14 protein-coding genes are annotated in these 12846 nt (G+C 62.7%); 11 read left to right on the forward strand and 3 right to left on the reverse strand.

What is annotated here, in order from left to right; genetic code table 11:
• Position 1: 1 nt before the first annotated feature.
• Together V2B23_RS21275 and V2B23_RS21280 are read right to left on the reverse strand one after the other, a co-directional pair.
• On the reverse strand, positions 2-1468 hold the full coding sequence (locus V2B23_RS21275; protein ID WP_430952162.1) for a wax ester/triacylglycerol synthase domain-containing protein: 1467 nt from the start codon (positions 1466-1468) through the stop codon (positions 2-4).
• Between the two features lie 128 nt (positions 1469-1596).
• Entirely contained in the window at positions 1597-2262 is a 666-nt protein-coding gene (locus tag V2B23_RS21280; protein ID WP_430952163.1) for a TetR/AcrR family transcriptional regulator, read from the reverse strand.
• Between the two features lie 135 nt (positions 2263-2397).
• Between V2B23_RS21280 and V2B23_RS21285 the strand changes: the two genes are divergently transcribed.
• The 7 genes from V2B23_RS21285 to V2B23_RS21315 all read left to right on the forward strand — a co-directional run bounded on the left by V2B23_RS21285 (position 2398) and on the right by V2B23_RS21315 (position 7893).
• Positions 2398-3042, forward strand: coding sequence for a MerR family transcriptional regulator (locus tag V2B23_RS21285; RefSeq protein WP_430952164.1), 645 nt, complete (start codon positions 2398-2400; stop codon positions 3040-3042).
• Positions 3042-3902: a thioesterase family protein gene (locus tag V2B23_RS21290; RefSeq protein WP_430952165.1), complete on the forward strand. Its 861-nt coding sequence runs from the start codon at positions 3042-3044 to the stop codon at positions 3900-3902. Before V2B23_RS21285 ends, V2B23_RS21290 begins: the two co-directional genes overlap by 1 nt.
• Before the next feature lie 34 nt (positions 3903-3936).
• Positions 3937-4752, forward strand: a complete 816-nt coding sequence (gene proC, locus V2B23_RS21295; RefSeq protein ID WP_430952166.1) for a pyrroline-5-carboxylate reductase — start codon at positions 3937-3939, stop codon at positions 4750-4752.
• Between the two features lie 126 nt (positions 4753-4878).
• The gene (locus V2B23_RS21300; RefSeq protein ID WP_003941845.1) at positions 4879-5115 is read left to right on the forward strand and encodes a helix-turn-helix domain-containing protein; all 237 of its coding nucleotides are present in this window, start codon (positions 4879-4881) and stop codon (positions 5113-5115) included.
• 244 nt (positions 5116-5359) lie between these two features.
• Positions 5360-5461, forward strand: a complete 102-nt coding sequence (locus V2B23_RS21305; RefSeq protein ID WP_003402602.1) for a 30S ribosomal protein bS22 — start codon at positions 5360-5362, stop codon at positions 5459-5461.
• Positions 5462-5779: 318 nt separating this feature from the next.
• Positions 5780-6871, forward strand: a complete 1092-nt coding sequence (locus V2B23_RS21310; RefSeq protein WP_430952167.1) for an NAD-dependent epimerase/dehydratase family protein — start codon at positions 5780-5782, stop codon at positions 6869-6871.
• Positions 6868-7893: a lysophospholipid acyltransferase family protein gene (locus V2B23_RS21315; RefSeq protein ID WP_430952168.1), complete on the forward strand. Its 1026-nt coding sequence runs from the start codon at positions 6868-6870 to the stop codon at positions 7891-7893. Before V2B23_RS21310 ends, V2B23_RS21315 begins: the two co-directional genes overlap by 4 nt.
• 110 nt (positions 7894-8003) lie before the next feature.
• Here V2B23_RS21315 and V2B23_RS21320 read toward each other — a convergent pair whose 3' ends face one another.
• Positions 8004-8999 carry an HAD family hydrolase gene (locus V2B23_RS21320; RefSeq protein WP_430952169.1) on the reverse strand — a complete coding sequence of 332 codons (996 nt, stop codon included), beginning with the start codon at positions 8997-8999 and terminating at the stop codon, positions 8004-8006.
• Positions 9000-9200: 201 nt separating this feature from the next.
• On the opposite strand from V2B23_RS21320, the gene V2B23_RS21325 reads away from it, so the two are divergent.
• The 4 genes from V2B23_RS21325 (at position 9201) to hemC (ending at position 12825) form a co-directional block, all read left to right on the forward strand.
• Positions 9201-9461 carry a glutaredoxin family protein gene (locus V2B23_RS21325; protein WP_430952170.1) on the forward strand — a complete coding sequence of 87 codons (261 nt, stop codon included), beginning with the start codon at positions 9201-9203 and terminating at the stop codon, positions 9459-9461.
• Between the two features lie 141 nt (positions 9462-9602).
• A complete protein-coding gene (locus V2B23_RS21330; RefSeq protein ID WP_430952171.1) occupies positions 9603-10496 on the forward strand; it encodes a redox-sensing transcriptional repressor Rex in 894 nt (297 codons plus the stop codon).
• Positions 10493-11854 carry a glutamyl-tRNA reductase gene (locus V2B23_RS21335; protein WP_430952172.1) on the forward strand — a complete coding sequence of 454 codons (1362 nt, stop codon included), beginning with the start codon at positions 10493-10495 and terminating at the stop codon, positions 11852-11854. The genes V2B23_RS21330 and V2B23_RS21335 overlap by 4 nt, the downstream gene beginning before the upstream one ends.
• Entirely contained in the window at positions 11851-12825 is a 975-nt protein-coding gene (gene hemC, locus V2B23_RS21340; RefSeq protein ID WP_430952173.1) for a hydroxymethylbilane synthase, read from the forward strand. Before V2B23_RS21335 ends, hemC begins: the two co-directional genes overlap by 4 nt.
• Positions 12826-12846: the final 21 nt, after the last annotated feature.

The raw sequence follows: 12846 nt of genomic DNA on the forward strand, positions 1-12846 counted from the left end.
CTCACACACCTTCCGCAGTGGTTCCGAGGGCCACGATCTCGTCGAGGCTGTCTTGGATGCACTGCATCAGTAATGCAGGTTTGGTGACGGCTGCGGTGTCGATATTGATTCCGATGCAGCAGATTCCGACATGCGAGACCAACGTTGCCATCACAGCGCAGCCAGGGGCGGGACCGAACGGGAACATCCGCTCGATCTTCGCGCCGGCAAGATATACCGGGACGGGAACGCCCGCAACGTTGCTCGCTTGCAAATCGAGACCGGTGGACTGGGACAGGTACCAGCTCGCGAGGAGCTGATTTGGCAGGCGAGCGAGGACGGGCGCAGCCAGATCGAGGGCGTCGAGTGCCGGCTCTTCGCGAAGGTTCAGAACGATTTCGCGGACCTGCCGGATTCGTTTGGCCGGATCCGTCTCGGAGATCGGACCGCTGAAGCGAACGGCGGCAAATCTGTTGCCGCCGGACGGATCCGAACCGGTGCGCATGCTGACCGGCATCCCCATGGGAACACTGTCGACCGATTGACCGAACGCGTCGTGATAGCGACGGAATCCGCCGAGCAGCGCTGCGACGTACGCGTCGTTGAGTGAGCCGCCGGCTGCTTTTGCGCCTGCTTTGAGTTCGGGCACACCAACTTCCAAGGTTCCGAACCAGCGGCCGAGACCGCGTTCGTGTAGGAGTGGAGAACCGGAACTGGCGGGCGGAGTGACAATTCGACGCAGCGAGTTGGCGTAGTCCAGGACCTCGGTGGTTGTGCTGATCGGTTGTGTGATCGCGGTGGCCGCGATGTTGGTGACGCCGCGCAGGAGTCGTGCCACTCGCGACGGCGCCCGGCGGATCTCGCCGATTACTTCTTCGCCGAAAGCGCCGATCGAGGACAGATGCTCTGCCGGCGGCGGGGTGCGATCGGGCTTGTCCGGTGTGGGGTCGGCGCGCCTGCTGTGCAGGAGCGTCATCATCTGGATTCCGCCCATGCCGTCCGTGATGGAGTGGTGGGTTTTCACGACAAATACCGCTCGGCCGTCGTCCAGTCCTTCGATGAGCAGCGCGCTCCACGGCGGCCGAGCCTTGTCGAACGGTTCGGTGGCGAGGTGGCGGCACATACGCAGTGCGTGATCGAAATCGGCAGGCGCGGGTAGACGGACGCGTCGCAAGTGATATCCGATGTCGAATTCGGGATCTACCGACCACACCGGGTTGCCCAGGTTCAGGGTGGGTTCGACAGCGCGCATCCGGATGCGGGGTACGACGTGCGACGCCCATTCGACAGCCCCGCGTAGACGATCCCAATCTGGCGCCTGGTCGAGGACTTCCACCGCGACGATCGGCGAGCGCAATTGTGGTTGTGCTTCTTCCATCCGCCACATCCCGGTCTCGAAATCGGACATCGTCCGGTTCGCGCCCCACGCGACCGCAGAGAGGTCGACGTCGACCGCACTAGGAGGAACAAATGGATTGTTGTCGGCCATACTTCAAGAACTCCCTCGGTCTTCGGGTCCACCCCGTCGTTCTGTATCTAAGTGTGGACCCGAGACCGTCGGCGCGTCCCGGTTTCGGTGGCAGTGAACAGATGTGACGTTCGACTGAACCGGCCAATTCAGACAGTGGCTGCGGCGCCCACTGCGTTGAGTGCGATTTCTCGATAGAAGACACTGACTTCGTGCGGTGTCTGCGGGCCGTCCGGCCGGAACCAGAGTGACACCGATTGGCACATGCCCAGCATGGCGCGCCCGGTGCCGGCGATGTCGGTCACCGTGAACTCGCCTTCTTCGACACCGGCTGTCAGTACGTCCGCAAGAAGGTTCTCGAGGTGCTTTCGCTTGGCGGCATAGGCTTTTCGCTCGGTGTCTTCGAGGTAGCGCAGTTCGGAATCGAGGAATGCGATGTCCGTTCGACTGGTCATGTGCAATACAACGGCCTCGACAAGGTTTCCGAATTGTCGGGTGGGGGAGGGTCCGGCAACATCGACCGCCTCGCGTGCCCGGTCGGTGACCGCTTCGATGCCGGTCATCATCAATGCCACGAGGATGCCCTGCTTGTTTTCGTGGTGGTAATACAGCGTCGGAACGGTGACGCCGGCGCGTTTGGCGATATCGCGGACGGAGGCTCCGTGGTACCCGAATTCGTGGAAGGTGGCCAGGGCTGCTGTGAGGAGCGGCGTCAGTGTGAGTGGTTCGACGGTGCGCCACCCCTCGTCCTGGGGCAGCGTTGCGTCCTGGGGTAGTGCAGCGTCCTGTGGCGGTGCCGAAGGTTTTCTTGCCATTGTGCCTGTGAGCTCCGCTCGACAATCGATTCTTAGTGTTCGCTAGAACGTCCGAGGATAGTCCACACAGGGGCTGGAACAGGGGTGGAGTTCGGTTGGATAGTATCGGTATCTAATTCGGGAGCGAGGAGAGCGATGAAGATTTCCGAACTGTCGGCCAGATCCGGCGTAGCACTGCCCACCGTGAAGTACTACCTGCGTGAGGGTCTGCTGATGGCGGGCGAGCCCACCAGTGCGACCGGCGCGCAGTACGGCGACGATCACGTTCGTCGGCTTGGCCTGATCAGAGCGCTTTCCGGGGCGGGCCTCTCCATTCCGCGTATTCGCGCGATTCTCGATCTCGTCTCGGCGACTGACCTCTCCGAATTCGAGCGGATCGGACGCGCCATCGCCCAGCTGCCACCCCACGTCGAACACGATCCGGTGCACGATTTTCCGCGGGCGCAGAAGGTGCTGGAGTTTCTCGGGCAGGTGTACGACCCGCGGTACGTCGCCGTCGCTCATCTGGAACAAGCGCTGATCGGTCTCGAAGGAGCAGGTCTGACGTTGAGCGAGGAACGACTGCGGGCTTACGGAGAACACATTCGAGGAATCGCCGAAGTGGAAATCGATCTGATGCCGCTCGGTTCGACGGAAGAAGCAGTTCGGTACGCGGTCCTGGGGACCGCGATGTACGAACCGGTCCTGACAGCACTTCGACGCTTGGCGCACCAAGACCTAGGATCCGCACAGTTCACGTCACCTGCGGAGCACACGACAACCCAGATGAAGGAAAATTGATGAGCACCAGCCCTTTTCGTGATCTGAACCGACTGGAATCGATTGGCAACGGCCGTTTCCGCGCAACGATCGACCCGATCTGGACCATCGGACCCAAGGTTCACGGCGGGTCGATGATGGCAGTGTGCGCGGCGGCTGCGAGAGCGGCGTTGCGCGACGGCGCTTCCGACAACGACAGCGGTGGTAACGACGGTGTGCGCGCGATGCAACCTATCGCTGTGAGCGCGAATTACCTTGCCGCACCAGATCCGGGTGACGTCGATTTGGCAGTGACAGTGCAGAAGCAGGGGCGTCAGGTGTCGCTGGTGGACGTCGAGTTGAGTCAGGGGGGAAGGATCGCCGTCCGCGCCGCGGTCACACTCGGCATTCCCGACGGCGACGTGCCTGCCTTCGTGAGCGCCTCGTCGATCGACGACATGCCTGCGGAACCGTCGGAGCACGCCGCAGCGGTAGAGGGTGATCATCCGATGGCGCAGATCGTGCATGTCGGTCAGGGCTGCGACATGCGGATCGACACGACGTCCGCGCACTTTCTCACCGGTGCCCAGGGTGAGCCGGAGGTGCGGATGTGGGTGCGCGCTCGGCCCGACGACGAAGCGGATGTCGACACCGCGGTGTTGTTCGCGATCATGGCGGGAGACATCAGCGCTCCGGTCACGATGAACCGTGGACTTTTCGGCTGGGCCCCGACCGTGCAGTTGACGACGTACCTGCGCAGGCTGCCTGCCCCGGGCTGGCTGCGGGTTCGGGCGAGTTCGGATGTGTTGGGCAGCACGTGGTTCGAAGAGGACCACGACATTCTCGATTCCACCGGGGCAGTGGTGGTGCAGAGTAGGCAGTTGGCCATGATGCCCCGGTAATTCCGCTCGATGTGGCCGTGGCAGGCTTGACGGCATGACAAGAATTGCGATTATCGGTGGCGGCAAGATCGGCGAAGCGCTGATCTCCGGGTTGCTGCACGCAGGCCATGCGATCAAGGATCTGGTTGTTGCCGAGCAGTATCAGCCGCGCGTGGACGAACTGATTGCCGAGTACTCCATCCGCGTCACCACGATCGAGGACGCAGCCGAGGGTGCTGACGTTATCGTGATCGCCGTCAAGCCGAACGACGTCGAGGCAGCTCTGACCGCGCTGTCGAAGGTAGATCTCGACGGTGATCTCGAGCAGTTGATCGTCTCGCTCGCCGCCGGTATCCCCATCGGGTTCTACGAAACGCGGCTTCCCGCAGGGTTCCCGGTGATTCGGGTCATGCCGAATACACCGATGCTGGTCGGCGAAGGGGTCAGCGTTCTGGCTCCGGGCCGACACGTCAAGCCCGAGCACCTGGAATTGGTGCGCGGAATTCTGGGTAGCGTCGGCAAGGTCGTTACGGTGCCCGAATCACAGATCGATGCTGTCACGGCCGTTTCCGGTTCAGGTCCGGCATACATGTTCCTGGTCGCCGAAGCGATGATCGATGCAGGCGTCAGTCTCGGCCTCACTCGCGCAGTGGCGTCCGAATTGGTTGTTCAGACGATGGTCGGTTCGGCCGCGATGCTCGATCGCACCGGAGACAGCGCGGGGGATCTTCGGGCCGCCGTGACCTCGCCAGGGGGTACCACCGCCGCAGCGGTTCGTGAACTAGAGGCAGGCGGTCTTCGAACCGCGTTCTACAGCGCTCTCGAGGCTGCAAAGACGCGTTCTGCGGCGATGGGTGCCGCTGTCGAATAGTCGCCCATTACGCCACACCCGTCGCTTTAACCCCACAAGTACAGCTAAGCTCGGGTTAGTACGTACGTGTCTGTTCCGCCGGAGGGGAAGCCGGCGGCGCGAGTCGTACTGGAGGTATGTGGATTTATGGTGTCTGCAAACAAGCCGTCCATGGGTTCGTCCCACGACGGGAAGCCGGCTGTGGCCGGAACACAATTCCTCACTGTTGCCGAAGTGGCAACGCTGATGAGGGTCTCGAAGATGACTGTGTACCGCTTGGTGCACAGCGGCGAATTGCCCGCTGTTCGAGTGGGACGTTCGTTCCGTGTACATGCGAAAGCGGTGCACGATTATCTCGAAACCTCGTACTTCGACGCCGGCTGACCAGCCGATTCGGAGAGGACGAGCTCGTCGTAAGCCCTGTCGCGGGCACAGCAGAAGCTGTGCCGGAGGCTCGGTTTATGTCGAGTGAGTCCGCACCGGTACGATAATCAACTGTCGTACCAGCAAGCTGGTGTCGTAAGGCGCTGAGCTAGTTAAAACGAGGGCCAGGCGCCAGTTGCTTGGCGCAGGCGTACGTGACCGGCGTGCGCAGGAACGCTATAGAAGAACGTGAGGGACACCCGCTATGGGTTCAGTGATCAAGAAGCGTCGCAAGCGCATGTCCAAGAAGAAGCACCGCAAGTTGCTTCGTCGTACCCGAGTGCAGCGCAGGAAACTCGGTAAATAAGCAGTACTGTGCACTAAGCGTCGATGCCCGCCACTTCTTCGGAAGCGGTGGGCATCGTTGTGTGTTCGGGGGCTATGGACTGTCTGTTCGGGGGTATGGACACGCCGTCCCACTCCGTGGGAGATATGTCTTGAATGAGCGCGATGCGGGTAAACAGCGCGAGACCCCGACTGGCCGTATGGTGGGGGAAACTTGTCACAAAAGTGATTCGGGAGCGATCGTCCGTCCTGGATATGGGGGTACTTGGTGGTAGTTCGTGACACAGCAGCCGACGAAAAATCAGCAGGCGACACAAAATCGGACAATGTAGTTCCCCGCGTGGTTCTCGTGACCGGCACAAGCCGATTTCTGGGCGGTTACCTGGTAACCAGGCTGGCGCAGAATCCGGCAATCGAGCGAGTGATCGCCGTTGACTCGGTGAGCCCCAGCAAAGACATGTTGCGCCGAATGGGACGTGCCGAATTCGTGCGCGCAGACATCCGCAACCCCCTCATCGGCAAGGTCATCCGAGGCGCCGAAGTTGATACCGTCGTACACGCGTCGACCCTGCAGAAGGCCCCCAAATCAGGTTCACGCGCAGCGATGAAGGACATGAACGTCATCGGCGCGATGCAGTTGTTCGCTGTGTGCCAGAAGGCGCCCACCGTTCGCAAAGTCGTTCTCCGATCCGCGTCGGTCGTGTACGGGTGCAGTGCCAAAGATCCCGCCCAATTCACCGAAGAGATGAGTGCGCGTCGGCGCCCGCCCGGAGGCTACGCCCGGGACACCCTCGAAATCGAGGGGTACCTCCGAGGCATGGGACGTCGCCGGCCCGACATCGACGTCGCAATTCTGAGACTTGCTCCGCTGATCGGCCCCCAACTCACCGCGACGGTTGGGCACTACGTCAGTGCACCGGTGGTTCCCACCATCGCCGGACGCAATGCGCGACTGCAATTGCTGCACGCCGAGGACGCGCTTGCCGCACTCGAATGCGCCACCATCACCCCGGTGGCGGGAACGTACAACATCGCAGCAGACGGGGTTGTGATGCTGTCGCAGGCCATCAGGCGAGCCGGACGCATCGAAGTTCCGATGCCGCTGGCGCTGTTCCGTAGCGTCGGCAACGCATTGGTCGGTTCGTCGATGAGGTTGTACACCGACGAACAACTCGAGTACTTCCGGTTCGGTTGCGGTCTGGACACCACACGAATGCGCAGCGAGATGGGATTCGAGCCGAGGTGGACGACGATGCAGGCGCTCGACGACTTCGTCCGGGCCATGCAGACGCGGCGGATCATCGGGCCCGAGTGGATCGACCGGGCGGAGAAAACGTTGACCGCGATTGTCGGCGGCAACGGAGCCTCGGCGTCACCGAGCGCCGACGTGATGTCGATGACGACCCCGGACCGAGGTGTAGTGGAGCGATGAGTGACGTGGCAAAGGTAATTCCGTTGCGGCCGCATCCGGCCCGAAGCGAAGCGCGCTCACATGAATCGGTAACCGGCGCGCAGCGATCGGTGCGAGAGCAGAGCGAGCGCCGGCATCCTTCGAGTGGGGCGTTGCCACCCAAGACTCCGAACGACGGGTCGTTTGTCGACACCGTCCGCTCAGGACTTGTCGATCAGATCGCGTCGACGGCGGAGTTCCTACGGCGCCGGGTGGCCGGTGACTACGAGGTCGACGAGTTCGGGTTCGACCCGCACTTCGCGGACCACATCGTCATGCCGATGCTCCGGCCACTGTTCGAGAAGTGGTTTCGTGTCGAGGTCAGCGGAATCGAGAACATCCCCCTTACCGGCGGCGCTCTGGTTGTCGCGAATCATGCCGGCGTGATTCCGATCGACGGGTTGATGACGTCCGTTGCCGTACACGATCACCACCCGGCGCACCGGCCACTGCGAATGTTGGCTGCGGACATGGCATTCGAGATGCCGCTGGTCGGCGGACTCGCGCGCAAAGCCGGGCATACACTTGCCTGCAACCCGGACGCCGAGCGACTTCTGCGTGAGGGTGAAGTGGCGGCGGTCTTCCCCGAAGGTTTCAAGGGAATCGGAAAACCGTTCAGTGAACGCTACAAGTTGCAGCGGTTCGGACGCGGCGGATTCGTTTCGGCCGCAATGCGTACCGGTGTTCCGATCATCCCGTGCTCGATAGTCGGCTCGGAAGAGATCTACCCGAAAATCGGCGACTTGACGACGCTGTCGCGGTTGTTGGGCCTTCCGTATTTCCCGGTCACTCCGTTGTTTCCGCATCTGGGACCGCTCGGGCTGGTTCCGCTGCCGTCGAAATGGCACATCGAATTCGGGACGCCGATCGTCACGGACACGTACGACGCAGGTGCAGAAGAGGATCCGATGGTTCTCTTCGAAGTGACCGACCACGTGCGCGAGACCATCCAGCAGACGCTCTACCGGCTGCTGGCCAAGCGCCGCAACATCTTCCTGGGTTGAACTGAAAGCTGGGTTGAACTGAAAGCTGGGTTGAACTGAAAGCTGGGTTGAACTGAAAGCTGGGTTGAACTGAAAGTCCGGATCGGATTCGATCCGGACTTTCGACTCCGTCAGGCGTTCTGTTCTTTTCGACGCGCAAGGATGACGGCGAGTGCACCGCTGATCGCCCCGAGCACCAGCGCCGTGGGAACACCGATCTTGGCCGCTTTGCGCGCGGTGCGGAAATCACGCACTTCCCAGCCGCGGTTCTTTGCGAGTTCACGAAGATCGGCGTCGGGATTGATCGCAACAGCGGTCCCGACCAGGGACAGCATCGGGACGTCGTTGTGAGAGTCGGAGTACGCGGAGCACCGCTTGAGGTTGAGGCCCTCGCGGACCGCCAGCGTGCGGACGGCATGCGCCTTGCCCATTCCGTGCAGGATGTCACCGACAAGACGGCCCGTGAAGACGCCGTCCTCGCTCTCCGCGACGGTGCCCAAGGCTCCGGTCAGACCCAACTTCTCGGCGATGACCTGCGCGAGTTCGACAGGGGTAGCCGTCACCAACCAGACCTGCTGGCCTGCGTCCAAGTGCATCTGAGCCAATGCGCGGGTGCCCGCCCAGATCTTGTCTGCGATCACTTCGTCGTAGATTTCCTCACCGAGACGGGCGAGTTCGGCCGTTGACCGGCCGGCGACAAACGAGAGAGCCTTCTCGCGGCCCTCGGCAACATCGTCACTGCTCTCGCGTCCGGTGACCCGAAACTTGATCTGTTTCCAGGCGAAATCCACCAGATCCGACGTCTTCAGGTATTTCCGGGCGGCCAACCCACGTGCGAAGTGAATGATGGACGCACCCTGGACCATGGTGTTGTCGACGTCGAAGAACGCCGCAGCAGTGAGGTCTCGCGGCACCGCCGGTACAGCGTCGTCGGTCGCGGGCTCTTCGGGATGGGCGGCCGCGGTGAGTGCCAGGGCCGCGTCCACGCTGGCCTCACCGGCGAGGTTGGCTCGAACTTCCGATTCGCTCGGTCCCAGCGGATTCTTGACCCGGCGACGACCGGGGAGAATGACCCCGGCCAGCCCCGACCCGAATCCGGAACCGTTCGGTAGTGATCGCGCAGGCACCCGCACCTCCCGTGTTGCACCGTTGAGCAGAGAACTCTTGAAGTCAGCCTATCCTCCGCGCTGAGGCTCCAAGGGGTGGATGGCGATGAGTGTCCGTGTGTGTGACCTTCCTCTCGGGCGATTTGGTATCGGGGTGGGCATAAAAGGCAGACTTGACCGACTGGTAGATGAACATCGCGCCTGAGGAAGGGTCCTTACTCGATGACTGTGAACACCCATGAAGTGACCTTGTTGACCCGTGCGGGATGTGCCTCCTGTGTAGGCGCGGCGGAGGTGCTGGCGCGGGTCTGCGGCGAGTTCGAGCTTGAAGTGACGTGCATCGACGTCGACGAAGCCGCAGCAAGCGACCCCGAATTGCGGGCCGAGTACGGGGACCGCCTACCGGTCATTCTTCTCGATGGGCGCGAGCACGGTTACTGGGAAGTCGACGAAGAGAGACTTCGGGCCGATTTACGCAAGTAAGGCAACGCTAATTATGGGGAAATCTGCCGCTCTGCAGGTTAAAGGCACATCGAACCCGTTCCAAGCAACTTTGTGCATGGGTTCACAAGCGGTTACCGTGGTGTGAACATTCCCCCCGGAGCATCGTGGAGGTCGACAACTGTGTCGGTCGGACGAGGAGCCAACGACGTGACCGAACCGCACCAGACGCACGAGCCATTGGCTCAGCGCGTCACCGGCGCTGCGGGCCGTCCTGTCACTACTGCTGCTCCAGTTACCGCTGAGGCCGATTCCGCAACTACGCAGGATCGCGTCATCCCCCAGGCTACGGTGACCCGGTTGGCGGCATACCTGCGGGTCCTCGGAGTCATGTCCGATCGCGGTACATCCATCGTCTCCAGTGAAGAACTGGCGCAGGCGTCAGGCGTCGGATCAGCGAAGTTGCGCAAGGATCTTTCGTTCCTCGGCCCCAACGGTGTTCGCGGCGTCGGGTACGACGTCACCAAACTTCGCATCCGCATCGAGCGTGCGCTCGGGCTGGACCGCGGGCACAAGGTTGTTCTCGTCGGCGTCGGAAACCTCGGGAAAGCACTTGTCGGCTACGGCGGCTTCAGTCGTCGTGGATTCGAAATGGTCGGACTCTTCGACAGCGACGCCGCTCGCGTCGGAACCCAGGTAGGGGATCTGACCGTGCGGGACACCGCCGAACTCGAATTCGCGTGCCGCGAACTGAAAGCCACCATCGGCGTCATCTCCACTCCGGACGAGGCCGCGCAGGACGTGTGCGATCAGTTCGTTCGCGCCGGTCTGCTCTGCATCATGAGTTTCTCGCCGATCGCGCTCGACGTTCCCGATCACGTGGAGCTTCGACGGGTCGACTTGGCAGTCGAAATGCAGGTTCTCTCGTTCAACAGTGCACGCAACGCAGATCAGGCATCAGCTGCACCTCGAGTGCGCGTCGCTCATGCGGCACCCGCTTCGTCCCGTCCCTCCACAAGTTCACCCGCTCCGGTCGGAGCAGGTTCGACAAGAAACGGATCAGTGATCGCGCCGTGAGTGTTTTGCTTGTCGGGGTTTCGCATAGAACTGCGCCCGTGCCGGTTCTCGAGCGAGTGGCGGTGACCGACACCGACCGTCCGAAGTTGATCGACAAGCTTCTGGCGTCGTCGCACATCACCGAGGCGATGATCGTCTCCACCTGCAATCGGGTAGAGGTCTACGCAGTCGTGGACGCATTCCACGGCGCTCTCACCGAGGTCGGCGAGATCCTCTCCGACCATTCCGGTCTGGACCTCACGGCTCTGCATGCCCACGCCTACGTGCGGTACAGCGAAGCTGCCGTCGAGCACCTCTTTGCCGTCGCGAGCGGACTCGACTCGATGGTGATCGGCGAGCAGCAGATCCTCGGCCAGATTCGCACTGCCTACGCGTCGTCCGACGCGCAGCAGGCGGCAGGGCGAGTGGTGCACGAGCTTGCCCAGCAGGCGCTGCGCGTCGGCAAGCGGGTGCACTCCGAAACCGGAATAGATTCTGCCGGAGCATCAGTGGTATCGGTAGCGCTCGACCGCGCTGCCGGAATCCTCGGTGACGGTGGATTGGTCGGACGGACCGCAGTGGTTGTCGGCGCAGGCGCGATGGGCGGACTGTCGGTCGCGCACCTGACCCGCGCCGGAATCGATCGCATCATCGTCGTCAACCGCACCCGCGAGCGTGCCGAGCACCTGGCGGACACCGCTCGTTCCAACGGCGTCATCGCCGAAGCTGTTGATTTCGAGCAGCTTTCAGCCGTCATGGCGCAGGCGGACGTGTTGGTGACCTGTACCGGCGCGGTCGGAGCGGTAGTCACATTGGCCGACGCGCACCGCGCGCTCGCCGAACCCGATCGCGACCCGAACAAGCACCTTGTCATCTGCGACCTCGGTCTGCCCCGCGACATCGACCCGGCGGTATCGGGTCTGCCCGGCGTCACCGTCCTGGACATGGAAGCGCTGCAACGAGATCCCGCTGCCGGTGCCGCAGCATCGGACGCCGACGCCGCCCGCGCCATCGTCGCCGGTGAGTTGGCGATGTACCTGGCCGGTCAACGGCTCGCCGAGGTCACACCCACGGTGACGGCCCTTCGGCAGCGCGCCGCAGACGTCGTCGAATCCGAACTGATGCGCCTCGACTCGCGGTTGCCCGATCTCGACGATCCGCAACGCGACGAAGTAGCCCGCACCGTGCGACGCGTCGTGGACAAACTGCTCCACGCACCTACCGTGCGCGTCAAGCAACTGGCGTCGGCGCCTGGCGGAGATTCATACGCGGCCGCATTGCGTGAACTATTCGAACTCAGCCCGGCATTGCCCGCGGCAGTGGCCGCACCCACCGATCGTGTAGACGGCGATCGCGGCGGAAGGGACAAGCAGGCATGAGCACCACACCACTGCACTCCGAGGGCACCCTGCGGATCGGTACTCGCGGAAGCCTTCTCGCCACCACGCAAGCCGGGACCGTGCGCGACGCACTCATCGCGGCCGGGCACCCGGCTGAACTGGTCATCATCAAGACCAAGGGTGATCAGTCCACCGATCCCGTGCAGAAGATCGGCGTCGGTGTGTTCACGGCGGAGCTTCGAGAAGCGTTGGCGGACAATCGCGTCGACGTTGCCGTGCATTCGTACAAGGACTTGCCCACTGCGCGGGACGAGCGTTTCGTGATCGCCGCGATCCCGCCTCGCGAAGATCCGCGTGACGCGCTGGTTGCCCGTGACGGCCTGGTGCTCGGTGAACTTCCGGCAGGATCCAAGGTCGGAACGTCTGCGCCGCGACGAGTGTCGCAGCTCGCGGCCCTCGGACTCGGGCTCGACATCGTGCCGCTGCGCGGAAACCTGCAGCGCCGTCTCGGCAAGGTCGAATCCGGTGAACTCGATGCCGTGATTCTCGCTCGCGCCGGCCTGTCCCGCATCGGCCTCCTTGATCTCATCACCGAGAACATCGAGCCCGTTCAGATGCTTCCGGCGCCGGCGCAGGGCGCGCTGGCAGTCGAATGTCTCTCTGCCAATGAAGAATTGGTGGCGATACTCGCAGAGCTCGACCACGCGGATACTCGTGCGGCGGTCATCGCCGAACGCTCCCTGCTGGCCGAACTCGAAGCGGGATGTACTGCCCCCGTAGGGGCACTCGCCGAAGTTGTCGAATCAATCGACGACAACGGCAAAATTTTCGACGAACTGTCGATCCGCGGCTGCGCAGCCGCATTCGACGGTTCGGACGTCATCCGTACCGGTGCAGTCGGTGCACCGGACAACGCCGAGGAACTCGGCAGAGCGGTGGCCCGAGAGTTACTCGAACTCGGCGCCCGAGAGTTGATGAACGTGACCACAGGCGAGGCCGCCGATGTTTGACACAACCTATTGCACTTGCAC

It is taken from the genome of Rhodococcus sp. 24CO (assembly GCF_050586165.1).
Taxonomy (GTDB): Bacteria; Actinomycetota; Actinomycetes; order Mycobacteriales; family Mycobacteriaceae; genus Rhodococcus_F.

Coding starts and splice junctions, on each gene's coding strand:
- V2B23_RS21275 (WP_430952162.1), bottom strand. CDS start 1,468: ATGGCCGACAACAATCCATTTGTTCCTCCTAGTGCGGTCGACGTCGAC.
- V2B23_RS21280 (WP_430952163.1), bottom strand. CDS start 2,262: ATGGCAAGAAAACCTTCGGCACCGCCACAGGACGCTGCACTACCCCAG.
- V2B23_RS21285 (WP_430952164.1), top strand. CDS start 2,398: ATGAAGATTTCCGAACTGTCGGCCAGATCCGGCGTAGCACTGCCCACC.
- V2B23_RS21290 (WP_430952165.1), top strand. CDS start 3,042: ATGAGCACCAGCCCTTTTCGTGATCTGAACCGACTGGAATCGATTGGC.
- proC (WP_430952166.1), top strand. CDS start 3,937: ATGACAAGAATTGCGATTATCGGTGGCGGCAAGATCGGCGAAGCGCTG.
- V2B23_RS21300 (WP_003941845.1), top strand. CDS start 4,879: ATGGTGTCTGCAAACAAGCCGTCCATGGGTTCGTCCCACGACGGGAAG.
- V2B23_RS21305 (WP_003402602.1), top strand. CDS start 5,360: ATGGGTTCAGTGATCAAGAAGCGTCGCAAGCGCATGTCCAAGAAGAAG.
- V2B23_RS21315 (WP_430952168.1), top strand. CDS start 6,868: ATGAGTGACGTGGCAAAGGTAATTCCGTTGCGGCCGCATCCGGCCCGA.
- V2B23_RS21325 (WP_430952170.1), top strand. CDS start 9,201: ATGACTGTGAACACCCATGAAGTGACCTTGTTGACCCGTGCGGGATGT.
- hemC (WP_430952173.1), top strand. CDS start 11,851: ATGAGCACCACACCACTGCACTCCGAGGGCACCCTGCGGATCGGTACT.